This window comes from Paenibacillus pabuli (assembly GCF_039831995.1).
Classification (GTDB): Bacteria; Bacillota; Bacilli; order Paenibacillales; family Paenibacillaceae; genus Paenibacillus; species Paenibacillus pabuli_C.
The window spans coordinates 2,366,868-2,391,840 of the sequence record NZ_JBDOIO010000003.1 but is presented as its reverse complement, the minus strand read 5'-3'; the positions used below and the strand labels follow the sequence as shown (position 1 = coordinate 2,391,840).

Here is a 24,973-nt window from a genome sequence, read left to right as displayed (position 1 = left end):
AACAGCGATCAGAAGAACGATTCGTACCCATAACGGTTAACCCGCGACAGCCGAGTGTATGAACTTTTGCAACCTTAGAAGAACAGAAATGTGGTGAAGAACCTTGTTTAAAATTATGCTCATTGAAGACGATGAATCCTTATTCAGCGAGATCAAGGAACGATTATCTCAATGGTCCTATGACATATATGGCATACAGGATTTCGGCAAAGTAATGCAGGAGTATAGTGACGTTCAGCCGCAGCTGGTCATCATTGATATACAATTGCCCAAATATGACGGTTTTCATTGGTGCCGCATGATTCGAGCTCACTCGAACGTGCCCATTATCTTTTTGTCTTCACGGGATCATCCCACGGATATGGTCATGTCCATGCACTTGGGCGCAGATGATTTTATTCAGAAGCCCTTTCATTTCGACGTATTAATCGCCAAAATTCAGGCCACGTTACGGAGAGTATACAATTACAACACGGAACGGATCGAACTTCGAACCTGGCGCGGGGCTGCGATAGAGTATGTGAAGAATACACTTACGCTGGGATCAGAAGCGGTTCTTTTGACCAAAAACGAGATGTTTATTCTCAAAGTGCTGGTGGAGCACAAAAATCAGATTGTCACCCGTGAGGAACTGATACGAAGCTTATGGGATCATGAACACTTTGTGAGTGATAACACGCTGACGGTCAACGTCAATCGGCTGCGCAAGAAGCTTGAGCCACTGGGACTGGATGGATATATCGAAACCAAAGTGGGACAGGGATATATGGCAACGGAAGAGGCGGAAGCATGATCGGCAAATACATTAGAGAAAAGGTCAGCTGGATCTTGTTGCTGGTAGGCATGCAGCTCATCATTTTGTTTGTTGCCTACATTGATTCTTCCATACCCCTTCAATCCCTGGCATACGTCGTAATCCTGAATGTGGTTGTGTGCATTGTGTTTATCTGGACAAGATATCCGAGGGAGACACGTTTCTATAAAAAGTTAACGACATGGGACCATACCTATGATCTGGCAGATCTGGATATAGCCGAAAGTCCCTATGAGCTTATCGTACAGGATGCCGTGGCCTCCCAGACATTGCGTTATCGGAAGGAATCCTCATCCAACCTCATTCTGCTCGAGCAAGAGAAGGACCAGATGTTATCCTGGATCCATGAAGTGAAGACGCCGCTCACGGCGCTGCAGTTAATGATAGAACGTACGCCGGATGAGAAACTGCGCAATCAAATGACGTACGAATGGCTGCGAATTCACCAACTGCTCGATCAGCAGCTGCACCAGAAGCGAATTCCATTTATGCATAATGATCTGTTTATCGAAGTTACGGAGCTTGAACCGATTTTGAATGCAGAGATTCGTGCCTTGAAGTCCTGGTGCATCTCGAAAGGCATTGGTTTCGATGTGTCTCTAAGTGTTACATGTGTGCTGACGGACAGCAAATGGCTGAGTTTTATAATCCGGCAGCTGCTGAGCAATGCGGTGAAATACAGTGAATCCTCAGATATTATGATCGAAAGCTGGGAGCATGAAGGACATCACGTTCTCTCGATTCAGGATCATGGGCGAGGGATTGAAGCGCAGGATTTACCGCGGATTTTCGATAAAGGCTTCACATCAACTCGAGGCAGGCTGGAAGGCGCAGCAACCGGAATGGGGCTGTACCTGACCCGGCAGGTGGCACAAACGCTTCATATGGATGTTCACGTCGAATCTGCTCCTGGCGAAGGCACAACAGTCCAACTAACCTTTCCTCGGAAAAACGACATGGTGCATCTTGCGGGCGTGTGACAACAATGTCACATGCTTTTTCGTTTTGTTCGGTGAATCGCACGAACCATTGGCAGGTCCCGTCTATGATAGAGATATACCAAAGGAGAGTGTGTGGGATATGTGGATACTGGAAGCCAAGAAAATTAGCAAAGTATATGGCAACAAACTCAACAAGCAGGAAGTGCTGAAGGGAATTGATCTCGGGGTTGGCAAAGGAGAATTCGTAGGCATCATGGGACCTTCGGGTTCAGGGAAAACAACACTGCTTAATGTCCTCTCTTCGATTGACCGGGTAAGTCAAGGTTCCATTGAGATCGAAGGCAAGGAGTTTACCGGGATGAAGGAGAAGCAGCTCGCTGAATTCCGCAAGCATCATCTCGGTTTTATTTTTCAGGAATATAACTTGCTCGATACGCTTACCGTGAAGGAGAACGTGCTTCTGCCGCTTTCCATTACGAGCGTTCCGAAACAGGAAGCACATCGGAAGTTCGAACAAATTGCCCGTGAACTGGGCATCTATGAATTAAAAGACAAATATCCGTCCGAAATTTCGGGTGGCCAGAAACAGCGGACCTCGGCTGCGCGAGCCTTTGTTCATGATCCGAGCATCATATTTGCGGATGAGCCGACAGGCGCACTGGACTCCAAATCAGCTTCGGATCTGCTTGGCAAATTAAGCGAAATGAATATCAAACATCAGGCTACCATCGTTATGGTTACTCACGATCCGGTTGCCGCGAGTTATTGCAGCAGGGTGATTTTCATTCGAGACGGGCAGATCTATACTCAATTGAATAAAGGAGACGAATCCCGTCAGTCCTTTTTCAACGACATTATCAAAACCCAGGGCGTGTTGGGTGGTGTGCAGCAATGAGTTTGCGTTACATCATCTTCCGTAACCTGAGAAAGAACCTGAAAAGCTATTATTTATATGTATTTGCTCTAATTTTTAGCGTGGCCTTATATTTTTCATTTGTGACGCTGCAGTATGATCCCTCCATGGATGAAGTGGCAGCTTCGACCAAAGGAGCAGCGGCAATTGGTACGTCTTCCGTGTTATTGATCGCCATCGTGGGCATTTTCCTGCTCTATGCCAACACCATCTTCATTAAGAGACGGAGCAAGGAGATTGGTTTATTTCAACTGGTTGGGCTAACAAAAGGGAGAATTTTCGGCATTCTGAGTACGGAAAATTGCATTCTCTATTTTGGCTCCATGGCAGTAGGTGTTTTAATCGGTTTCCTTGGCTCCAAGCTGGTGCTGATGATTTTGTTCAAGATCCTTGGCGTTGATGCCATGACGAAACTATATTTCTCTCCGATGGCCTTGGTTCAGACCCTAATTGTGTTTGCGGTGCTGTACCTGCTTATTATGCTGATGAATTATGCCTTCATTAAGGCGCAGAGCATTCTCTCGCTCTTTCGGGTAACAGCTAAGGCAGAGCAGCAGGTGCAGAAGATGTCTATCGTACAGATCATCATCGGCATCCTGGGTATTATCCTGATCGTGTTCGGATACGTATTGTCCGCAAGGATGTTCAGCGGAAAGGCGCTGGATATGCAGCAGCTAATGTACATGATGATACTGATCTTGTTTTCGGTTATTCTGGGAACATATCTGTTCTATAAGGGCTCGGTCAGTTTTTTATTCAATCTGATTCGTAAAAGCAAAAACGGCTATCTTACCATCCATGAAGTGCTGTCGCTATCCTCCATCATGTTCCGTATGAAATCGAATGCACTGCTGCTTACAATCATTACGACGGTGTCCGCGCTTGCCATCGGCATGCTGTCACTTAGTTATATTTCATACTATTCGGCTGAAGCGCAAGCGAAAGAAAGTTTGCCGGAAGATTTTTCTTTTGCTCAGGCTAGTGTGAAAAATCGGTTTGTAGCGGAGCTTGAGGAGAAACAGATTCCATATGAGGAGAAGCACAGACAGCCTATCTATATTGAAATGGATGCCAGAGAAGTGATGGATGATTCCCTGACGGAAGAGCTCCTGTTCAGCAGTGTGGTTAGTGATAATATGGTAGATGATATTGATCTGAAACCCGGTGAAGTGGTCTTCATGGGTTACGGAAGTGCCATTAAGCAGATGATTTCCATTCAGGAAAAAGGTCCAATCGTGCTGCACGGCTCGAAACAAACCATCGATCAACAATTGATCGGCACGACCAAACAGGGAGTCCTTCCGGTTTATTATACCAAGGGCATGCCAGTAGCTGTTGTGGATGAAACGGTCTACCAGCAGCTTCAGAAGGATCTTGATCCTGAGCTGCAAGAAGGCGAGCCGACGGACTATTATGGTGTGCGTATTGTGAACGAGAAACAAGCAGAAGAGGCATATGGCGTTTTCCAAGAACAGCAGCTAACAGCCCCAAGCTTCTCGCAGATCGAATTCAGAAATAACCAACGCACCAGTATGGGGCTGATCATGTTCATTGTCGGTTTCCTTGGTCTGACCTTCCTGATTACTTCTGGATGTATCTTATACTTTAAACAAATGAATGAAAGTGAAGAAGAAAAACCGAGCTATACCATCCTGCGCAAACTCGGATTCACACAGGGCAATCTGCTGCACGGCATTCAACTCAAGCAGGTCTTCAATTTCGGAATTCCGCTGGTGGTGGGATTGAGTCATAGCTATTTTGCGGTGAAATCCGGGTGGTTCTTCTTCGGTACGGAACTGGTGACACCAACAATCATTGTCATGATTTTGTATACATTGCTATATTCAATCTTTGGATTGTTATCTGTGTGGTATTACAGACGGGTCATTAAGGAAGCGTTGTAGATCGGAATGAATGGACGTGAAAACAAAACGTGCAAAAAAGGTCAGACTGTATGTAAAAAATACAGCCTGACCCTTTTGTTATTGTAACGGATAGTCGATTTTACCTGTTTCTAGGAGTTGCTTTAATCCATCAAACATTAAACCCTACCCCTCCTCTGAACCTGTAAAATATTCACTTTCCGCCTGTTAGATATCGCTTTGTTGTCCAACCTTCTTCATGGGGGAGTTGTCCAGCTATAGGTTAAGTATACTGGCTAATAAGTCCCCGTTTAAACGTAAAATTAAAATCTTTAAAAAAGAATTTTTGGGGAAAACAGGTAATGCGAGGATGTTGGACGAAATGATTGTACAGTAGAGTACTTCGATTGCTATTGTAAAGTGGAAGGGGCAGGAACTATGAATTTGGCTAATCGAATCACACTCGCAAGGATAGCTTTAATTCCGTTATTTATGCTGTGCTTTGTTCCGTTATCGCCTTCAATGCTGGGGCAGAGTGGAATCCTGCATGTTTTGAATCAGCATGGGACTACCCTTGGTGTAATTATTTTCGTCATTGCTGCAGGTACAGACAAGCTGGATGGATATATTGCAAGGAAGTATAACCAGGTGACCAATCTGGGGAAATTGCTGGATCCACTTGCCGATAAACTGTTGATCTCCGTGGCCCTGCTCGTCATGGTACAAGAGAATATGATCGGTTCATGGATCGCGGTGATCATTATTGGCCGTGAGATATTGATTACGGCAATTAGAATGGTTGCAACCGAACAGGGCATCGCTCTCGCGGCCGATCGGTATGGCAAGCTCAAAATGGTCTTGCAGGTTGCTGCTATTATCGCAATATTGCTGGGCAATTATCCGTTTAACCTGCTGACGGATATGCGAGTTGACATGGCTCTACTATGGGTGGCAGCGGGCGTTACTCTTTTGTCGGGGATGAATTACATACGAGTAAACTATAAAATGCTTCAATTAGGAAAGTAGAGTAGGCAAAGATTGGTCGCTATTTTCAGGTGAAGGAGGTGCAGGACAAATGATTAAAGCTAAAGTTTTGCTTGTCAAACCAGGGTCATTAATAGAAGAGGAAACAGGGATAGATAATTGGCTGATTGCTGTGACACAACAACCGGAAGTCCAGTATGCCGATGTAAATGATCGTAAACAGATAGAACGGTTGATAATGAGTCGAAAATTTGGACTTGACGCTCTTCAGATGGCTATTCACGTATTCGATGATAGGGGACAAGCTTTAATCGGATATGAGGTCCCAAGTGGCATGAATATCTGGCACGATTATCTGAAAGCGATTCGCAAGTGGATGGAGCAAGGCAAAGCCTCTGTGAGTTATGGGATTGATCCCTTCATGCTTGAAATGGACCAGTATCCAAATGGACAATTAAGGTTTGCTATACGTTTGGAGCTAGCTCCTCGGCATATACTCACACAGTTCATCGTACATGCCCGTACGTTTCTATTGGAGATATTGAGATCCATTGAATTCCTATGGAAAAAGATGCTGCATGAGCACCATATACCAAGTGGGCTCGATATATCCAGACCGAAAGACAACGGTGAAGGTATATTCATAGAGATTGAGTCTTTGCGTAAATGGGTATCTCAGTTACCCGAATAATATCCTGCAAGAAACGGAACCTGCATGAAAAATGCAGGTTCCGTTTCTTTGTGATGCAAGCAGCACTCAAAAAAGTATAGGGTCTCAGCAGCGTTCCCGAGTATACTTGATAGTAGTAGTTAAAACCACATGAAACATATTGGAAAAGGGCACAAATGTGCTGATTCAGGAGGATTTTAATGCATCAAGAACATACCTTGGGTCTAGATGAAAACTGGATTCAATTCATGATATTAACGACCAAACTGGAACTGCCTCCCTTGCCTCCAGATACATTGGATCGTCCAAGGCTCAGTTCAACCAGAGAACAATTATACAAGTTTAAAGTCACGCTGCTGACTGCTCCGGCGGGCTCCGGGAAATCCACACTGTTAGGCAATTGGGTGCAGCACGAACAAGCAGCCTGTGTTTGTCTGGATGACAAAGATCAGGATCCGCTTCAATTTTGGTTGTATGTTATTCATGCACTGGACCGAGTTAAACCGGGTTTCTGTCGTGAGATCCTGTCGCATTTTTTGCGAGGCTACAGCATGGATGCGCGATCAGCACTGGTGTTGTTAATGAATCACCTTGCTTTGGCAGATAAGCCGATATTACTTATTTTGGATGATTACCATGCTGTAACCCAACCAGTGATTCATGAACAAATGGAGTATTTTATTGAAAATATACCTGTATCCACACATCTCGTATTGTCGAGTCGGACGTCCCCTCCGTTGAAGCTGGAGAAGCTGAAACTTCGCGGGGAACTCAGGCAGATTATGCTTCAGGATCTGGCATTCACCGCAGAAGAAGGAGTAGAGTTCTGTCAGGATGCCATGAAGCTCAACGTTACCCGTTCCCATGTACATGACTGGGTGCAGCAGACGGAAGGCTGGGTGGCCGGGCTTAAGCTGCTGGCTCTGTCCTGTACCGATAGCACCGAAGTAGTAAGAGCGCAAAGTGCCAATCCACTGGCTCCATCTTCTCAGGATGATCCGCATCACTACGGTGATCGTTCAGTTTCCGAATTTTTGCTGGAGGAAGTGTTCCATCGGCAATCCCGGGAATTGCAGCATTTCTTACTAAGCACCTCTATCGTTCAGCGGATGAATGGCGATCTATGCAGAGCATTGACCGATATGGGGGAAGCTCCGCAATTGCTCAGACACCTGGAGAAGGAGCATCTGTTTCTTATTACGATGGATCGGGGAGCGAACTGGTTTCGTTATCATCATATGTTCTCTTCCTTTTTGCGGCGTGAGCTTGCTCGTTCTGGAACGGAACAGGTTAATGCACTTCATGCCAAAGCTGCACGGTGGTACGAACAGCAAGGATATGCAGCTGAAGCGCTGGATCATTATATTCACGGTCAGCATATGCAGGATGCGGCCCGGTTGCTGGAAGAGTTGTTTGCACATTTTATTATGGGGGAATGGTGGACACTTCGAAGGTATTTTGATGTTCTGCCACAAGAGGTGGTTAAGGCTTATCCCAAATTGTATATGTCGTATTTATTTCTTGTTGCTCGTGAACGACCATACGGTGAGATGATGAAGGAGCTTGATGGACTGGAGCACATGATCCAGGTGCATTTACAGGACCAATTGCCACCTGAGATAAGCCGTTACTTGCTCCAGGTTGTTTGTGTGATGAGGGCATATATGGCGTATCTAAACAGGGATTTACAAGGGTTGTCTGACCATCTGATTTCGTATATCGATCAGGGTTATCCGGATGATATTGCGTTTCAGTATATGGATTATGACCGGAGGGAAAGCATGCGTCTGCGCAGCTTCCATGGTGTTAACGGTTCACTGCAACGAGGCGAACAATGCTTCAGTGCAATCACGAATCGTTGGTTTGCTGAGAGTTCTTATGTGACCTCATATTATGGTACAGGCTATGCTGAAATAAAGCTGGAACAAAATCGCTTGTCCGAAGCGATTCGTTATGCGGATCGTGCTCTTGAAATTGCACTCCAGATCAAAGTCGCTGCACTTCTGGTCCCTGCCTACGTACTCAAAGCCAGAATTGAACTGGCTCGAGGCAGACCGAATGAAGGGGTGAAGCTGCTGCATCAGCTCTGCGTTCTGTTATCTGTCAAGGATCTGGAGTACTGGCAACCGATCATTCAGGCACATCAATACCGGTTGCAACTCGAGATTCAACCTATAGAGACAGCACAGCTTACCATTAATGACTCCATAGTTGAAATCGTTAACCCTGAGATCAGCTGTGATCAGGTATTCAGCACGCTTGTACGTGTGCGGGCTAAAATCCTGTTAGGGGATAATGAAGGGTCCTTGAATGAGCTGAAACGCATACGTACACTAGCTGAAGAACGGAACTGGTTAACGGAACAAGTCGAATGCGGACTGCTTGAGGCTCAGATTCTTCAACGCCAAGGGCATCAGGAGGAATGTATGGCTCCGCTGCTGCGTGCTATAGCGATTGGCAGTTCCGAAGGTTACATTCGTTCTTTTATAAACGAAGGCGAACCCGTCAAGCTCCTTTTGCAGCACTATCTGCATTTGCGTCGTACGCACTCCATACCAGATTCGGGCATTAAATTGGCCTATGTAAAGGAACTGCTATCTGCATTTGCAAAAGAAAACCGGGGTGGCATTCCCTCCGTACGACTCAGTCCTATGGAGCAAAGAGTATTTGGTTACATCGCTGAAGGACTCACTAGCAAACAAATTGCAGCTGAGTTCGGAATTTCAGCAGGAACGGTAAATACGCATATCAGGCGTGTATTTGCCAAGCTAGGGGCGAGTAGTCGTGCGCATGCCGTACAGATTGCCGAGCAGCAAGGCTGGCTGTGAACGTGCGCAATGATGTCTATCGTTTTGTAGACTATTTTCTCTTGGAAGTCTCTCCTACAATAAAGACAATTAATAACTTTGCTGTTCAAGATGATGCAAGGTTAGTCATGTGGGAGGTAAAGCTTAACAATGTCAATACGTCTATCCAAAGGAAAAGCGCAAAACAAAAACAACAGAATCTTACCCTATCTGGCCGTTCTATTATCTGTATCCGCTCTTACTGTTCCTGGAACAGCAGCCGCAGCTGCGGGAACCGGGAGCGTAAATGACTTACAGCAAGCCTCGCCTTGGGCGAGACAGGCAATTGAGATCGTCGCGGAACAGCAGATGATTCCAGGGATGCAGGATGGATTGTTTTACCCGGGAGGGAGTCTTACACGCGGTGATCTGGCGTATACATTGGTTCGCATTTCGGGTTTGAATCCGGAGTCCGACAATCAGAATTCTCCCGAAGCGTTCAAGGATCTGAATTCACAGACGGATAACCTCGCTTTTATTGAATTGGTAAGCTCTGCAGGAATCATGAAGGGGTATCCTGATGGCACATTTCGCCCGGAAGGATTGGTGACCCGGGAACAACTTGCAGTGACACTGATCCGAATGATTCATTTTAGAGGATTTACTGAAGCAGCAGGAACGAGCTCGATGTTATCGTTCAAGGATGCTTCCAGCATCAGTCCATGGGCTGTAGAGAGCGTGAAGCAAGCGGTTGAATTGGGTTTGTTAAAGGGAGAGAACGGCCAGTTTGTTCCGAAACGTCCTACGACAAGACAAGAGATGGCTGTGATTGCTTTGCGTGGAAGCGATGCAATCAGGACGCTTGAAGAATCATCAGAACAGGAAGATGCTGCATCCGGTCCTGATTCGGATAAGCCAGAGCAAGTGACGGAAGTTGAGGGGACGACTACAGGTAGTGGAATTACAGAGAATTCTGGTGGAAACGCAACAAATGGGTCCGGAAGCAATTCCGGCAATGGAAGCGGGAGTGCAGGGGGAGGCAGCGGATCAACGCCAAGCAATCCAACCAATCCAACCAATCCAACAAATCCAACAAATCCAACAAATCCGACCAATCCAGAGACCCCGTCCAACCCTGAACCTGAGAATCAAGTCCCGGTGGTGATCAACGATGGGTTACCCGATCAGGAACTTATCGTGGATCATGCGTCCCTGGAGTTTCAGGTTTCCTCTTACTTCAGCGATCCAGATGGAGAAGCCCTGCAATTTAGTATTGTAGACGGAGATGAAACGATAGTTGCTTCTACGGTAGAGGGTCAGACAATCAGGTTTACACCAGTGACAGAAGGAGAGGTGGTTCTGAAAGTCAAAGCTGTCGATAGTCAAGGGGCCAGCGTTACTGCACAGCTCAAAATCAAGGTCCTTGCGAATACAATTAGCAGGCAATTCCCGGATCCCCATATGGCAGGAGCCATTGCCTATTGGCTTGAGAAGGATATAAGTGATCCGTTGACCAAACAGGAACTGGTGGATGCACTGGTACAGACGGATGGAGGACTGTATGCACGAGATGCAGGGATCTCTGATCTGTCGGGATATGAGATTTTCAAAGGCATGAACGTTACGGAGATTGACCTATCCGGCAACAACATCAGTGAGGTGAATGCTGAAGGGTTCACGCAATTGAAGAAGCTGAATTTATCAAGCAACCAACTGACAGAGGTGAATGTATCCGGACTTTCGAATCTTGAGGAGTTGGTATTGTCCTACAATCAGATGGGTTCTCTTGACGTAAGTGGACTGAGTTCCCTTCAGGTGTTGGACGTTGGCGATAACCAACTGAATCATTTCCCTACCGGAGTCGCTGACCTACCATTACTGCAATACTTAAATATCCGTTACAATTCCATTTTGCTCAGAGACGAGCCTGACTTGACTATGCATCTGGGACTGCTTGGACGTTTACCGATGTACGATTTTGATGATGCTGCCCCAGTTCTGGTGGAGGCACCAGCAGGGAACACGATTTATGTCGGTGATGAAGAGACAGAGATTGATCTGGGGTACATGTTTGAAGATGAAGATGATGAGCGCTCAACACTGGTGCTCACAGCAGAATCGCCTGATCCGCAGCTGGCTGAAGTGAGAATCGAAGGACAGAAGCTGTATGTCAAAGCTCTTGCATCAAGTGAGACCCCGATTCGGATCTACGTGCAGGCTAGAGACGTGCTGGGCAAGATGGACACAGGATACGTAGAGGTCATGCTTAAAACGAGAGAAGAATTGCTCTAATATTAGCGGCTTTTTAATTCAAGCAACCGAATAATAACAGATGTAGCGCATCTCCTCTGGAGGTGCGTTTTTTATGTTGCAAGCAGTTCAATAATGTTAGAATATTCAAGAAATGCATAGGAATGATTAAGCTTATAATGGCGGGAATGACAGGGAGGAGAATAAGGATGTCCCAAGGTACGTTGAATTTAAGTAATGCGGAAGATTCAGCCTATGTACGTAATCAATTGATTGCATATAATGCGGCTCATCTGAGCGAGGATCTGAAGCATCGGTATGAGGAATTGAATTTTAATATCAAAAACGAGGCAGGGGATATCGTTGCCGGCGTCCTCAGCACACTGTGCTGGAACTGGCTGGAGCTTGATATCCTCTGGCTAGATGAGGAGCAGAGACACCAAGGTCATGGTTCCCGATTAATACATGAAGTCGAACGCATTGCGCGTGAGAAATGCTGTGATTTTATCATGCTGAATACCTTTTCGTTCCAAGCACCGGATTTTTACAGGAAACATGGATACCGATTGATGACTACCATTGAGAATGCGCCAACAGGGCATCGTCATTATTACTTTAAGAAGGATCTAACGTAGGGTAAGATATAGAGTACGGACAACAAGACAGGAACTCAGGAGGATTGGTCTATGATTACAATTAAAGAAATTGAACTTCAGGATTTGCCAGCTTTAAGCAAATTGTACAATGAGTTGATGGGGACCCCTACTCATGAGCAGCAGATGCAAAAAATGTTTCGGTACATACAGCAGAATGGTCATTATCATGTGCTTGGTGCATTTTACAATGGCGAGCTGGCCGGATCTGTCATGGGGATCGAATGTATGGACCTCGTGGGTCAATGCAAGCCCTTCATGGTAGTGGAGAATGTAATCGTATCGGATCTGGTACGGAGGCAGGGGATCGGTCAGAAGCTGATGCTCCAGATTGAACGGATTGCGAGGGATCTGGGGTGTGAGTATATGATTCTGGTATCTGGCGATCAGCGCAAGGAAGCACATCTTTTTTATGAAAAGCTTGGATTCAAGGATGAAAAGGTTCAAGGGTACCGGAAGCATTTTAACTGACCAGGAGGATTACTTAAGGAGCAAGGCGAATAAGGCATAGTCAAAATGATTACAGCATGGATCTGAGGGAGGCACTCTCGTGTTCAAAAAATGGGCTAATGTCTTGATGATTGTGAGTTTGATCTTCGCCGTATGTTCCCCAACATCCTATGCTGCTGCCAAAACGCTTAAGGTAACGGTGACCCTGGTCAGCGCCGAACTGGTAGAGAATAACTCCGTCGGCAACGAATGGGCTGTAGGTGCAAGCGTGAACGGCAAAAACCTGAAAGAAGGTTCATCGGTTACATTAAATCTGAAATCAACAGATACGCTGAAATTAAAAGCGAATGCAGAGGAACAGGACAAGATTCCGGATATCGGAAGCAAAAGCGCTAATGTCAAAGTATCCTCATTCTCCAAATCGACGAATAAGACCCTTTCCGTTGTTGTGAAAGAGAACAGAGGCCGTTATTCGGGTAACACGGCGACGTGGGAGTTCAAGTTCATAATCAGCAAAAAGTGAGAACCGCTAACATGGTAAAGAAAAAGAGAGCTGCCAGCTCTCTTTTTTTTGTATTATCCCTTGTTTTATTCTAAGGGGTTGATGAGGAGGAGCGGATATATTGCGGTGGATGAACGTTGTCGATCATTAAAATGCCGTCATACTGATCGCGCGGGACCAAGCTCTCAGGGATCATGCCCCAGCTGTATGCAAATCGTGGTTCGAACATCCAGGAGTTCCCTGTCTCTCTGTTCTGATATCGAAGATCCAGGAAGCTATAAGGTGTATTCGTTGCAGACATAATGCCTTCAATGGAACCAGGTTCTGCTGGCTCAACGTCATGAAGTCCGCCGGCATTATCGGCCGTTTGACCACTCGATGCATATAATCCCAGAACATAACTGGATTTTTTTAGTTCTTCCGAAAGTTTTTCTCCCATCATGGTTACGGGATAGGGCGAGCCCATGACTTCGCTGTGCGCCTTTCTGATGTGATCATTATGACCCCATACAATAAATTTTTCGTTTGGATAGACTTCGGTTGCAAGCCACATGAGATTGTCGTGCATCGCCTGATCACGCCACTCCATGGAATCCATAAACGTCTCATACTTGCCTTCATTCATGTCAGTCATTGCGCGGATTGAAAGATCGACATATTCCCTCGCTACACGAATTCGATCACTGAGGCTGCGCTCCAGCAGCATGGAAAGTTTCGGTTGATCCGGGTATTCTTTTTGCAGATAGGCCTGGTTCGATTCGGATTTCAGGGATCGAAGGACGTCTTTATATACCTTGATGATTTCATTTTTCTCAGCGTGATAGGCTTTCAGGTCCGTTCCGGCAGAGAAATTGGAGAGCTTTTGTTCCGTTTGTGCGAGACGCTTGGCGAGTTCTTTATCCTTCAGCCAGTTACCGTCCAATAACGGGAATTGCAGCTGCATGTCGATACCAGTGAGGATCAGGGGCTGGTCGGTCTGTGTACTTGTTTTGAGATAATCGAATAAGGGCATGATTTCCTTGGACCACCAGACGCCGAAGATGGAGTTTTTCATCGTTTGCTCGGGATGCTGCTGTTTGACCTTGGCATTAGCCAGCGATGTGTTGGAGAGACCGCTCTCAAAGGCAAGAACGTTGTATCCCATTTCCTGATGCAAAAACTGGATCAGCCGGGTCTTTGCCAGATTAAATTCGGCAACCCCATGGGAGCTTTCACCCAGGAATACAATTCGTTTATCATGGAGCAGAGGTTTCAGCATCTCCAGATCCGAGAAGGAATCGGGCTCCTGACCCGTCTTCTCCGGCTGAATGCTGTCCAGTCGATATGCGTGATCCCTAGCCCATTCGTTCCATTCTGCAATTTTCTCATCCGATGTTTTCGCAGAGTGCACCTGGGTTACCTGTCCGTGGATAGTTTCCATGGTGGATGATGCTGCAGCACCTGCATGCCCGGTTGGATAGAGCAAATTTGCCAGTATGACTGTAGTCAGTGCAAGTACAGCCCCCGTTTTTCGTTTTCTGAAATAGCTCAAAATAATGCCTCCTTCATCCTTTGTGTGATCATCATGATTTGTATTAGAACCATCCGGCTCATGTTTGCTCTTCGTCCCAGAACAGATCATTCAGTGTTCTGGAGAGTGCCTTGCATATGGCAATACATAAGCTGAGGGATGGGTTGTACTTTCCCAGTTCGATGAGACCAATGGTTTGCCTCGATACACCAACGATCCGTGCCAAATCGTCCTGCGATAGATCCTTTTCTACTCTGGCGACTTTCAATCGTATATTCTTCATGCCCATTCACCCTTGTATCCTTTCTATGAATCACACTGATCTTTATTTGCGGCCTTTTGACTCGCCTTGTTTGCAAAGTGATGAACGATGACATTAAATCCCGCAAAGAGCGGAATGTAAAGCAGCAGTGAAAATATGAACACGAGGAAGAAATACCACCACTTCTCATGCGCCGTATCGGCAAACAAAACGGAGCTTCTTATGCCCAGGAACAAGGCCATCGAAATACCGATAATGAGACCCGTAATTACGTTTCGCTGGCTGTACGACATTTTGCTTGTCTGGTCGTGGACCTCAACTTCATCCGAATAAATGCCCAGCATGACGGATCGAACTCCGAAATAAATACTTCCTGCGAGAATGACGATCAATTCCGTCAACATGGAATACGTTTCCCATTGGAAAAAACTTTTGACCAAGATGGAGATGCCGCATAGATACATAATTAATATGTAAGCTTCCTTGTACACCTTGTTTTTGAGATTGACGATACGCTCATCCTGATTGCCCTTTTTTTTGAACCATTTCATGATAGACCTCTCCTTTGTAGGAATTGAAAATGTGGGGAATATTTCCTATGGGCCTTATGATAATATTATTTGAGTCTTTTTGCAACATATATATGTCATTTTGTTTGATATAGGCTGCATGAGATCAAAATGAAAACTTGATATTGTTCCGATTACACACAGCGATCATTAGAAGGTGCTGCCATCAGAGCAGCAATGTGTATTATCTAATAGGGCATAATGTACTGCCCATTGGGTATAGTTTTTGGTAATATATACAAAGTGTTTGATAAGACTGGAGGTCATACATAACATGAGAATCGTGGATAACATCAAAGTATGGGGGGAGCCGTTGGAGAATGCGGTAAGTCAGGCAGTGACGTGTTCGCAGCATGGAGATGTGCTTGGTGTTGCGCTGATGGCTGACCATCACAAAGGATACTCACAACCGATCGGAGGTGTGGTCGCCTACCGTAACATGATCAGTCCTTCTGGCGTTGGATACGATATTGCCTGCGGCAACAAGGCGGTACGCACCAATCTCATGTGGGAGGATATCAAGGATCAGATTGCCGTTATTATGGATGATATCAATGCAAACGTATCGTTCGGCGTGGGGCGCAATAATCCAACTCCGGTTGACCACGAACTGTTTGATGATGCGAGTTGGAAGCTGTTCGATTCGATTGAACCTGGCCTGCAGCACAAATTGATAACACTCGCACGCAACCAGCTGGGTACTGTGGGCAGCGGCAACCACTTTGTGGATATTTTCGTAGAGGAATTGACGGGCAAAGTATGGATTGCGAATCATTTCGGCAGTCGTGGGTTCGGTCATAAAGTCGCGAGCGGATTCCTCAATCTGGCTGCCGGGCGTGAGTTCAGCGGGAAAGCACCCGGAGAATCCATGGATCAGCCGCCAACGTTGTTTGACTTGAACAGCGAAATGGGCGAAATGTATTGGGATGGAATGACCCTTGCAGGCCGATACGCTTATGCAGGCCGGGATTACGTCATAGAACAGGTACTGGGTATTCTTGGAGCGAGTACGGAGTACTCGGTGCATAACCATCATAACTTTGCTTGGAAAGAACAGCATATGGGCGAAGATGTGGTGGTAGTCCGCAAGGGAGCAACTCCGCTGGCACCCGGGCAGCTTGGTTTTGTCGGAGGCAGCATGGGAGATATCTCCGTGATTGTCGAGGGGATTCACAGCGAGGGGAATACGGAATCCTACCGCAGCACCGTGCATGGAGCTGGACGAACCATGAGTCGTACCCAGGCTGCCGGCAAAATGAATTACAAGCTGCGCACCCGCATGGGCGGGGAGATCAGTGAAGAACAGATGCATGCGGCCATTCGTGCGTATGGTGTCGAGCTGAGGGGGGCAGGCACGGACGAAAGTCCGTTTGTGTATAAAAATCTGCAGGACGTCTTGAATGCTCATGCAGATACCTTGAAAATCAATCATATTCTGCGCCCTGTCGGCGTTGCCATGGCTGGTGGCAATGAATTTGATCCATATAAGGACTAATGAAATATGTTCTGTCCTCGGAGTACCCGTGTAATTAACCTAAGTAGAAAGAAGAAGGTGAACACCATGAGAAACTGCGCATTATACAGCTCCCAGTTTGACCTGGATCAGCTGTTTGAACTTATTCAATCCATCTATCCAGAGGATCAGATCGTACGTAAAGAAGACAAGACCCATATTCAGGTTATACGCAAAAAGTGGCTCAGCAAGAAAACCAAGGGCTTCAATATCATGACGAGTCAGACACACCCCGAAGAATTCATCTCGATGATCCAGGGCATGATGGGGTTTCTGAGTCAGATCGAAGGACGTAATCCGGCACTGCAGGAGAAAGTACTGATCAAATGCTCGACCCTGAACATGGTCGTTGGCATTGAGACCGAAGAGGATATATCGGAGGAGTTCTTCCATGAGTTATTGAAGCTTGCTCAAGGACTGGATGCGGTTATTTTCTGGGGAGGGGGCTCCCTGCTGAGTGCACAAGGACAGCTATTGCTGGATGTTCATGGAGAATCCGAGGTAGAGGATTATCAAGTGACAGCGCACACCAGTCTTCTGGATGATGTTAGACCACCGTCCGAGTCCGGCACTCGGCGCAAAGAAAAATCCGAGTCCATTCTGGCGGAACAGGGCATTCCATTCAATGTGCATTTACCCGCAAGGGCCGGAGACGAGCATACAACGATCCGAAGTGTGGAAGAAGTGGCACAACGAGCGGTAGCTCTATGTATTGCTGCACTCAAGGGTGAATGTCTCGGTGCGGGGGAAAGTGCAGAGGACACGGCAGCACTCGTTCAGGAAGTCATCGACAAGTACGACGCTGCCTCATTTTTCTCCCCGGCAGAGAAAAGGTTTATCGAGCAGCATGGAGCACAGCAGCAGGAAGTCATCACCTTTTCGTGGGGATACGAAGCCTACCATGTCATGCTGTGGGCACTTGGCTATGTCGGCGAGCTGGGAGCTCCAGTAGAGCTGTGTAATGTTGGACAGGCCGTAAGTCATTTGCAGCAAAAGGACAGCTTTGAGGATTTCCTCACGAGTGCATCCCTGCGGAGCAAGAGTGAAATTCTCGATGCGGCCGACCTGATCTACCGTTACAACTGGGTATGTGTTAACAGCCGCATTAATGACCAAACACCTCCCGGAGGATTGAATAGTGGAGTGGCTTATGAACGCCACCGTGCATTGAATTGGCTGATTTGTTATATGGATCAGGCATGGGACGATGTACGGACAGATACGTAATACGCATAGCCCACTTGATAAGTAGGCATGATTTCAAAATCCCCCAGCCAGTTAAACACTGGTGTGGGGATTTTTTGTCATTTGCGTGCTACCCGCTATGCCGGCTATATTGCTCCCGAATGAGGACGTCAGCCATAATCAGCTTTTTCTCCACATTACTTTCGGGGTTTACAATGCGCCACAACATCTGATCCACTGCACGCGCACCAAGCAATTCCTTATTTACGTTGACTGTGGCGAGTACCGGAATATTGTCGTACAAATTATCAAAACCGGTGACAACACATTGATCAGGGACGGTTATTCCCATGCTCTCCAGTGCTTCAATGGTGTAGAGCGCGGAGAAGTCATTAGCACATACAAACACCTCTGGCAAGTTGGCCTCATGAACCACCGACGTAAACGTTTTGCGGAAATCATCGACGGCTGGGCTGCACAACTCCGGGATCTGATTCATTTCTATACCGTTGCCCATAAGCACAGAACTGTACGCGATCCATCGTTCATAGAAGCTGTGAGCATCGCTGATATTCCCGACAAATTGGAAGCTTTTGAAACCCTTGCGAAGGAGATATAGCATGATTTCACGCATGGAAGCAAAGTTGTCCGTAAAAATGCTGTCACTGTGGAAGACCGGATCGAGATGATCCACCATAACGACAGGGATTCCCAGACGCTTGATTTCCAGCAAAATGGGTGTCGATATCGAACCGACTGTAATAATGCCCCGAATGGCATCCGGGTTCAGCAGGGTAAATAATTGGTCCGCAGAAGGCTCCGTCAGGGTGAGAATATTAATCCCTTTATGGTTCAGTCTGGATGATATCCCGTTAAAGACAGGCCCCCAGTAGACGGATTCCTGGTTCTGGTAACGGACATTGGGAAACAAAATGAGGATCGTTCCGCTCCACCGCATGTTTTGAGGGTCGTGAAGTTCATTGCTGTTGTTCATATCGCCAGATAACAAGCTATTATCTTTGAAATATCCAAGTTTGCCAGCGGCCTTGAGGATAATGTCACGTGTCTGATCACTCACACCGGATTTACCCGAGAGCGCACGTGAAACCGCAAATTTTGACAGACCCGTAAAATGTGCAATTTCCTGAATTGTTACCTTCGTCTTCATCATACCATCCTTACATTCTTAGTTCTGCCGTATTGTTGACCATGTAGCATGAAACTGATTCCAGTATATCATGATATATTTCCTCTAATCTAATAACGGATACAGAATGAAAAATGTTAGTGATTCTATCGTTGTACGCTGAACGTGAAATGGGAATGATGAAGTTTGGTAAGAGAAAAGCTCGAAAAATGTCTTTGGTTATTATTCTTTTGTTATGTTTATAAAATAACAAATTCAAATAACTTGAAGATGTTGAGATAATCAACATGGAAGGAGATATTCTTTTGAATCTGCTTTATAAAAAGCGGATTTCAGTATTATATCAGCATATTAGCAGATATAATAGAAAATGTTAACAATAAAATGTTGACGCTTACATTTCGCTATGTTAAATTTTGTTTGTTCAAACCAAACGAATAAATAACAAGTGGTGGTGGTGTGCTGATTTTATTAGGTGGATAAGAGCTGGCGTTTTGACATGACCATTATAGGCATACACATTCGGGGAGGTTGTAAAAAACATGATTAGAAAATGGAACGTTCTGCCGCTGATGTTATTGGCCGTAATGCTTTTTGTATCCGCTTGCAGTGGAGGTGGGACAGCACAAAATGGCACAGACTCAGGGGGGGCGGCCAATTCGGGCAATACGACCGCAACCGCCGAGACAGAGACAGAAGGCGAGGCAGAAGAGGTTGCGACAAATGTACCCGATTTGGGTGGACGTGTCATTAAGGTTGCTGCCTGGTGGGATCTGAAGCCAGCGGGGGAGACAGCTTCGGATAAGGCCCGTCTCGATAAGATTGCTGAAGTCGAGAAGAAATATAACGTGAAAATCGAGTTTGTAAATGTCCCATTTGAAGAATACATGAATAAATTCACAACGACTGCACTGGCTGGCGAACCATTCGCAGACATCGTCCAGATGGAATACAAATCCGCACTTCCCGCCATCCTCAAAGGGCAATTGCTCCCGCTCTCCGAATTCACCACAGCTGAGAACAACATCAACCAGGAGGCCAACCTGATCACGAAATATCCCGCCATCGCCGGCGAGTACTACTCATTCGATAATCCGATCAGCATCGGTCTGGGTCTCCACTATAACCGTGACCTGTTTAAGAAAATGTCGCTGCCTGATCCACAGGAGCTCTATAACCAAGGCGAGTGGAATTGGGAAAAATTCATGGAACTGGCCAAACAGGCAACCAAAGATACGGATAACGACGGCAAAATTGACGTGTACGGATTCTCCGGCTGGCCGATCGACGTACTTCGTCACTTTACCGCTGCCAATGGCGGCACGATTGTAGATGACGAAAATTCTAAAGAAGGGTTGTCCGACCCCAAAACCATTGAGGCTGCCGAATTCGTTAAACGACTGTATAACGTGGAGAATGTCGTGAAGGTCAAGACGGGCGACAAAACCAACTGGGAGGAGAGCAATACATTCAAGGATGGAGATGTTGCTTTATTCACCGCCGCTGAATGGCAGCTGGGCGATATTACCTTCGCCGCTGGTGTAGTTCCCATTCCGAACGGACCTCAGGGCAGCAAGGATGTGACGTACGCCAACAACGCAGCCTCTGCGAAGTTCATTCCCAAAGGTGTAGAAGATCCTAAGATTGTCTACCAGATTTATGAAGAGACCTATGATATCCCACAGATTGAGGAGTATCCGGGTCAGGATTATCTGGAGAGCCGCTATACCGACGAAAAGGACATTGCCATGATTCGCGAGCATATTGCCGGAACGGGACGTATCCTTTTGGATGATGCCTACACAGGATATCCAATCGGAGATTATGTGAACGACATCATTAAAAACAACGCGTCCGTTACAGCGACAGCTGAGAAATATAAGGCCCAGGCCCAAGCGGCAGTTGATAAACTTGGCAAGCAATAACACCAGCAAGTGATTCAGACAGGGGTTTCCAGTGCCTGTAATCATGCACGAAACCCCGTTTTCTGAATCTCCCACGAGGGAATTGCTGGCATCAGCCTTGATGAGGAGGACTCGTAGAATGGCTGGAATTCTACAACGAAACAAATGGATCCTGCCTACTGTAATCGTAGCTGCAGCTGCCGGCATCATGATGCTGTATTTCACCTCCGGTACGGGTGTAGAGAGTGCAGAAGTTCCGCCTGGCAGTCTGCCTGCTATTGAGGTGGATGCGATCTTGCAGCAGACGAGGCAGAAGAGGGGATACGAACAGTATTTGATCCAGGCAGGTGAGGCATCGCGGCCAGAGGTGGATATCACCATTGAAGTGGGGGACTACATACGAGCTGAGGGTGAAGAGGTCCACAAATTGATGGATTATGAAGGCAAGGAAGGGGTCTCCTTGTTTACCGGCGAGACCGGAGAGGTCGATTGGGTTGTCGACGTGCCGGAAACCGGAATGTACAATCTCTCGGCAGTTTATTTTCCCGTAGAAGGCAAAAGTTCCGCGATTGAGCGTGCGCTGTACATTGACGGTGAACTTCCATTTGCGGAAGCCGCCTATTTGCAGTTTGACCGGGTATGGGGCAGTGAGAAAGAAGCCGCTGAGCAGGATAATCAGGGGAATGACCTCCGTCCGAAACAGGTGGAGAAACCCCGATGGATGGAAGAGACGTTCCAGGATTCGGATGGGTACGAACAGGCTCCATTCAAGTTTTATCTTGAAAAAGGGGAACACACTCTAACGCTGAAATCTACGCGTGAACCGATGGTCATTCGATCCTTGCGACTCTTCAACGAGAAGGATGCTCTTCCTTATGCGGAAACCACAGGGGCACAGCAGACGGATTCTTCCGGACAGCCCAAAGATGTTCTTATTCGGATTGAAGGAGAAGCGGCGATTGCCAAATCCTCACCAACGTTGTACCCGACCAGCGAAAGATCAAGTTCGGCAGTATTCCCTTATAGTGCTTCCCAAGTGCGGGTCAATACGATCGGTGGCTACAACTGGCGTCTGCCGGGACAGTGGATTGAGTGGGAGGTCGATGTGCCGGAGAGTGGACTTTATCATATCGGCTTTACTGCACAGCAGAATTTCGTCAAAGGTATCTATTCCACGCGCAAACTGACCATTGATGGTGAGGTCCCATTTGCCGAGATGGCGAAAGCACCTTTCCGTTACCAAAGCGACTATCGTGTGGATGTGATGGGCGGGAAGGATCCCTACAAGTTTCAACTGGAAAAAGGCAAACATGTCATACGGCTGGAGAACAGCCTTGGTGACTTCGCCCCACTTATTCGCAATGTAGAGGATAGCCTATACAACCTGAATTCCATGTACCGGCGAATTCTGATGATTACAGGCACCAAACCGGATGAATTCCGGGATTACCGGGTGGAAAAGCAGATCCCGAACCTGCTGGAGGTATTCGCCGGAGAGAGTAAACGACTCAAGGACGTGGCAGCACAGCTTCGCCTTCTGTCCGGTCAGTCCAGTGATCAGGAAGCGTTAATCAAAACGATGGCCCAGCAGCTGGACGAGATGATTGACAAGCCGGATACCATTCCCAGACGGCTTGCGGCTTACAAAACCAATACGGGTGGTCTCGGAACATGGGTGCAGCAGGCACGGGAGCAGCCGCTTGAAATTGACGCCCTTTATGTCACATCCATCGACCGCAGCATTCCGGATACAGGGATGGGAGCGCTGGCGAAGATTGGTCACGAGGCCAAGACGTTCTATCATTCGTTCTTCATTGACTATAACCAAATCGGCAATGTTGCCACATCGGATGACCAGCGTACGGTGACGGTTTGGATCGGCAGTGGACGTGACCAGGCCAATACGATGAAGGCAATGATTGATGAGACCTTTACGCCGGAGAGCGGCATTAATGTCAATCTGAAGCTGGTCAACATGGGTACGCTATTGCCGGCCACGTTATCTGGTGAAGGACCGGATGTAGCGATGCAGATCGGCAATGATCTGCCGGTAAACTTTGCCATGCGGAATTCAGCGGTAGATCTGACCAAGTTTGCTGACTATGCCTCGGTGGAACAGGAGTTCAGGGAAAGTGCCATTATCCCCTACGTCTATGATTCAGGCGTGTATGCCCTACCGGAAACACAGACCTTTAACATGTTGTTTTACCGGAAAGACGTGCTCGCAGAGTTAGGGCTTGAAGTACCTCAAACGTGGGAAGATGTCGAGAGCCTGCTGGCCATTCTGAGCAAAAATCATATGGAATTCGGCATGCCGGTTGTGACTCAGGCCAATATGCAGGGCGTCAACATTCCGCCCAACTCGCAGTACGCAACCATGCTGCTTCAGAATGGGGGATCCTTCTATCGTAATGATGGCAAGGAATCCGATCTGGATTCCCGTATCGGGATCGAGACGTTTAAGCAGTGGACGGAGTTCTATACCGATTACAAGCTGGAGAGGGAATATGATTTTGCCAACCGCTTCAGAACAGGGCAGATGCCGATCGGTCTGACAGATTACACCATGTATAACCAGTTGTCCGTATTTGCACCGGAAATTCGTGGACTGTGGGGCTTCGTTCCTGTCCCGGGTACGGTACAGGCGGATGGGACACTCAATCGGGACGTTCCCGGCGGTGGCAGCGCAGTCATGATGCTCGAGAGCGCCAAGGATCAGGAAGCCGCGTGGGAGTTCATGAAATGGTGGACCAGCACACCCGTACAGGCTGAATTCGGCCGTGAGATGGAAGGACTGATGGGCGCTGCTGCGCGCTATCCAACCGCCAACATCAAGGCGCTTGATTCGCTGCCGTGGCCTGCTGAAGATTATGCCAATCTTAAGGCGCAATTCGAAACGGTGAAGGGAATCCCCGAAGTGCCTGGCGGTTATTTTACCGGACGCCATCTGTTTAATGCCTTTTACAAAACGGTTGTTGGCCAAGTGGAAGCCAGAGAATCCATTATGGACTACACCCAGTATATTCAGGACGAGATTCGGATCAAACGTAATGAATTTGGTCTTCCGTAAGCAGAGGGAGGGTTAACAGTGTCACAAATATCACTCCGAGACGGTCAAAACAGTCCTCCTGAGAAAGCTTCAAGGATGGGCATGAAATCATGGTGGAACTGGAAGCTCCAGGAGATGAAAGCCAGCAAACATTCGTATGTCCTGCTGGCGCCCTATATGATTCTGTTCACCATGTTTACCGTGATCCCGGTTGTTATCTCCATCATACTCAGCTTCACCTACTTCAACATGCTGGAGTTTCCGCGCTTTATTGGCTGGCAGAACTATACCCGACTGTTTTTGGAGGATGACGTATTCCTGATTGCCATCAAGAATACGCTGCTGTTTGCCATTATTACCGGGCCCATCAGTTATATTGCCTGCTTCGTATTTGCTTGGATCATTAATGAATTGACGCCCAAATGGAGAGCGTTCATGACGCTGATCTTCTACGCGCCATCCATATCGGGGAATGTCTACTTTATCTGGTTGATGATCTTCTCGGGCGATCGCTACGGCATTGCCAATGGACTATTGATCAGATGGGGCTTCCTGCTCGAGCCGATCCAGTGGTTGAAGTCGGAGGCTTACATCATGCCCATCCTCATCCTGGTGCAGCTGTGGTTGAGCTTGGGGACAGGGTTTCTGGCATTCATCGCCGGGCTCCAAACGGTTGACCGGACGTTATATGAAGCAGGCGCGGTGGACGGGATCAAAAATCGCTGGCAGGAGCTCTGGTATATTACTTTGCCTTCGATGCGGCCGCAGCTGATGTTCGGCGCGGTCATACAACTCACGACCTCGTTTGCCGTAGCGGACGTTTCCATAGCACTGGCTGGATTCCCAAGCGTGAACTATGCGGCAGAGACGGTGGTCACTCATCTGATCGACTTTGGTACAACACGATTTGAGATGGGTTACGCCTCGGCGATTGCAACCGTGCTCTTCATGATTATGGTAGGCACCAACCTGCTGGTACAAAAATTGCTGAGAAGGGTGGGAGAATAGC

Annotated in this window: 20 protein-coding genes; 16 read left to right on the top strand and 4 right to left on the bottom strand. The window is 47.2% G+C overall.

Features of this window, described 5'->3' with window-relative positions; genetic code table 11:
• Positions 1-103 precede the first annotated feature (103 nt).
• From ABGV42_RS12730 to ABGV42_RS12680, 11 genes are all read left to right on the top strand, one after another.
• The gene (locus ABGV42_RS12730) at positions 104-793 is read left to right on the top strand and encodes a response regulator transcription factor (RefSeq protein WP_347381966.1); all 690 of its coding nucleotides are present in this window, start codon (positions 104-106) and stop codon (positions 791-793) included.
• Entirely contained in the window at positions 790-1,794 is a 1,005-nt protein-coding gene (locus tag ABGV42_RS12725) for a sensor histidine kinase (protein WP_347381965.1), read from the top strand. Before ABGV42_RS12730 ends, ABGV42_RS12725 begins: the two co-directional genes overlap by 4 nt.
• A 100-nt stretch (positions 1,795-1,894) precedes the next feature.
• Complete coding sequence (locus ABGV42_RS12720) at positions 1,895-2,650, top strand: ABC transporter ATP-binding protein (protein WP_347381964.1); 756 nt, start codon at positions 1,895-1,897, stop codon at positions 2,648-2,650.
• A complete protein-coding gene (locus tag ABGV42_RS12715) occupies positions 2,647-4,572 on the top strand; it encodes an ABC transporter permease (RefSeq protein ID WP_347381963.1) in 1,926 nt (641 codons plus the stop codon). The genes ABGV42_RS12720 and ABGV42_RS12715 overlap by 4 nt, the downstream gene beginning before the upstream one ends.
• A gap of 396 nt (positions 4,573-4,968) precedes the next feature.
• On the top strand, positions 4,969-5,556 hold the full coding sequence (gene pgsA, locus ABGV42_RS12710; RefSeq protein WP_347381962.1) for a CDP-diacylglycerol--glycerol-3-phosphate 3-phosphatidyltransferase: 588 nt from the start codon (positions 4,969-4,971) through the stop codon (positions 5,554-5,556).
• Between the two features lie 49 nt (positions 5,557-5,605).
• Positions 5,606-6,205 (top strand): hypothetical protein, encoded by a 600-nt coding sequence (locus tag ABGV42_RS12705; RefSeq protein WP_347381961.1) that lies wholly within the window; start codon positions 5,606-5,608, stop codon positions 6,203-6,205.
• A 179-nt stretch (positions 6,206-6,384) separates the two neighbouring features.
• A complete protein-coding gene (locus ABGV42_RS12700; protein WP_347381960.1) occupies positions 6,385-9,012 on the top strand; it encodes a LuxR C-terminal-related transcriptional regulator in 2,628 nt (875 codons plus the stop codon).
• Between the two features lie 129 nt (positions 9,013-9,141).
• Positions 9,142-11,262 (top strand): S-layer homology domain-containing protein, encoded by a 2,121-nt coding sequence (locus ABGV42_RS12695; RefSeq protein WP_347381959.1) that lies wholly within the window; start codon positions 9,142-9,144, stop codon positions 11,260-11,262.
• A gap of 167 nt (positions 11,263-11,429) precedes the next feature.
• On the top strand, positions 11,430-11,855 hold the full coding sequence (locus ABGV42_RS12690) for a GNAT family N-acetyltransferase (protein ID WP_347381958.1): 426 nt from the start codon (positions 11,430-11,432) through the stop codon (positions 11,853-11,855).
• Positions 11,856-11,906: 51 nt separating this feature from the next.
• Entirely contained in the window at positions 11,907-12,344 is a 438-nt protein-coding gene (locus tag ABGV42_RS12685) for a GNAT family N-acetyltransferase (RefSeq protein WP_347381957.1), read from the top strand.
• 79 nt (positions 12,345-12,423) lie between these two features.
• The gene (locus ABGV42_RS12680) at positions 12,424-12,846 is read left to right on the top strand and encodes a hypothetical protein (RefSeq protein WP_347381956.1); all 423 of its coding nucleotides are present in this window, start codon (positions 12,424-12,426) and stop codon (positions 12,844-12,846) included.
• Positions 12,847-12,916: 70 nt separating this feature from the next.
• Here ABGV42_RS12680 and ABGV42_RS12675 read toward each other — a convergent pair whose 3' ends face one another.
• The 3 genes from ABGV42_RS12675 to ABGV42_RS12665 are packed head-to-tail and all read right to left on the bottom strand — an operon-like array spanning position 12,917 to position 15,148.
• Positions 12,917-14,356 (bottom strand): erythromycin esterase family protein, encoded by a 1,440-nt coding sequence (locus tag ABGV42_RS12675; RefSeq protein ID WP_347381955.1) that lies wholly within the window; start codon positions 14,354-14,356, stop codon positions 12,917-12,919.
• Between the two features lie 58 nt (positions 14,357-14,414).
• On the bottom strand, positions 14,415-14,618 hold the full coding sequence (locus ABGV42_RS12670; protein ID WP_175399435.1) for a helix-turn-helix transcriptional regulator: 204 nt from the start codon (positions 14,616-14,618) through the stop codon (positions 14,415-14,417).
• A gap of 23 nt (positions 14,619-14,641) precedes the next feature.
• Positions 14,642-15,148: a DUF6773 family protein gene (locus ABGV42_RS12665; protein ID WP_347381954.1), complete on the bottom strand. Its 507-nt coding sequence runs from the start codon at positions 15,146-15,148 to the stop codon at positions 14,642-14,644.
• A 292-nt stretch (positions 15,149-15,440) separates the two neighbouring features.
• Here ABGV42_RS12665 and ABGV42_RS12660 point away from each other — a divergent pair, with 292 nt between their 5' ends.
• Both ABGV42_RS12660 and ABGV42_RS12655 read left to right on the top strand, forming a co-directional pair.
• Positions 15,441-16,661, top strand: a complete 1,221-nt coding sequence (locus ABGV42_RS12660) for an RtcB family protein (RefSeq protein ID WP_347381953.1) — start codon at positions 15,441-15,443, stop codon at positions 16,659-16,661.
• A 66-nt stretch (positions 16,662-16,727) separates the two neighbouring features.
• Entirely contained in the window at positions 16,728-17,906 is a 1,179-nt protein-coding gene (locus ABGV42_RS12655; protein WP_347381952.1) for a DUF4272 domain-containing protein, read from the top strand.
• A gap of 88 nt (positions 17,907-17,994) precedes the next feature.
• On the opposite strand, the gene ABGV42_RS12650 is transcribed toward ABGV42_RS12655, so the two are convergent.
• Positions 17,995-19,035 (bottom strand): LacI family DNA-binding transcriptional regulator, encoded by a 1,041-nt coding sequence (locus ABGV42_RS12650; protein ID WP_347381951.1) that lies wholly within the window; start codon positions 19,033-19,035, stop codon positions 17,995-17,997.
• A gap of 518 nt (positions 19,036-19,553) precedes the next feature.
• On the opposite strand from ABGV42_RS12650, the gene ABGV42_RS12645 reads away from it, so the two are divergent.
• From ABGV42_RS12645 to ABGV42_RS12635, 3 genes are all read left to right on the top strand, one after another.
• Positions 19,554-20,936, top strand: a complete 1,383-nt coding sequence (locus ABGV42_RS12645; RefSeq protein WP_431523616.1) for an ABC transporter substrate-binding protein — start codon at positions 19,554-19,556, stop codon at positions 20,934-20,936.
• A 118-nt stretch (positions 20,937-21,054) separates the two neighbouring features.
• A complete protein-coding gene (locus ABGV42_RS12640; protein ID WP_347381950.1) occupies positions 21,055-23,985 on the top strand; it encodes an extracellular solute-binding protein in 2,931 nt (976 codons plus the stop codon).
• A gap of 75 nt (positions 23,986-24,060) precedes the next feature.
• Entirely contained in the window at positions 24,061-24,972 is a 912-nt protein-coding gene (locus ABGV42_RS12635) for a carbohydrate ABC transporter permease (RefSeq protein WP_347383223.1), read from the top strand.
• The last annotated feature ends 1 nt before the right edge of the window (position 24,973 follow it).

Bases quoted from the DNA above. Each gene is read 5' to 3' on its own strand.
- ABGV42_RS12685 (WP_347381957.1), top strand. From the start codon at position 11,907: ATGATTACAATTAAAGAAATTGAACTTCAGGATTTGCCAGCTTTAAGC.
- ABGV42_RS12635 (WP_347383223.1), top strand. From the start codon at position 24,061: ATGGGCATGAAATCATGGTGGAACTGGAAGCTCCAGGAGATGAAAGCC.
- ABGV42_RS12670 (WP_175399435.1), bottom strand. From the start codon at position 14,618: ATGAAGAATATACGATTGAAAGTCGCCAGAGTAGAAAAGGATCTATCG.
- ABGV42_RS12660 (WP_347381953.1), top strand. From the start codon at position 15,441: ATGAGAATCGTGGATAACATCAAAGTATGGGGGGAGCCGTTGGAGAAT.
- ABGV42_RS12665 (WP_347381954.1), bottom strand. From the start codon at position 15,148: ATGAAATGGTTCAAAAAAAAGGGCAATCAGGATGAGCGTATCGTCAAT.
- ABGV42_RS12695 (WP_347381959.1), top strand. From the start codon at position 9,142: ATGTCAATACGTCTATCCAAAGGAAAAGCGCAAAACAAAAACAACAGA.
- ABGV42_RS12690 (WP_347381958.1), top strand. From the start codon at position 11,430: ATGTCCCAAGGTACGTTGAATTTAAGTAATGCGGAAGATTCAGCCTAT.
- ABGV42_RS12725 (WP_347381965.1), top strand. From the start codon at position 790: ATGATCGGCAAATACATTAGAGAAAAGGTCAGCTGGATCTTGTTGCTG.
- ABGV42_RS12720 (WP_347381964.1), top strand. From the start codon at position 1,895: ATGTGGATACTGGAAGCCAAGAAAATTAGCAAAGTATATGGCAACAAA.
- pgsA (WP_347381962.1), top strand. From the start codon at position 4,969: ATGAATTTGGCTAATCGAATCACACTCGCAAGGATAGCTTTAATTCCG.
- ABGV42_RS12700 (WP_347381960.1), top strand. From the start codon at position 6,385: ATGCATCAAGAACATACCTTGGGTCTAGATGAAAACTGGATTCAATTC.
- ABGV42_RS12650 (WP_347381951.1), bottom strand. From the start codon at position 19,035: ATGATGAAGACGAAGGTAACAATTCAGGAAATTGCACATTTTACGGGT.
- ABGV42_RS12705 (WP_347381961.1), top strand. From the start codon at position 5,606: ATGATTAAAGCTAAAGTTTTGCTTGTCAAACCAGGGTCATTAATAGAA.
- ABGV42_RS12715 (WP_347381963.1), top strand. From the start codon at position 2,647: ATGAGTTTGCGTTACATCATCTTCCGTAACCTGAGAAAGAACCTGAAA.
- ABGV42_RS12640 (WP_347381950.1), top strand. From the start codon at position 21,055: ATGGCTGGAATTCTACAACGAAACAAATGGATCCTGCCTACTGTAATC.
- ABGV42_RS12655 (WP_347381952.1), top strand. From the start codon at position 16,728: ATGAGAAACTGCGCATTATACAGCTCCCAGTTTGACCTGGATCAGCTG.
- ABGV42_RS12645 (WP_431523616.1), top strand. From the start codon at position 19,554: ATGATTAGAAAATGGAACGTTCTGCCGCTGATGTTATTGGCCGTAATG.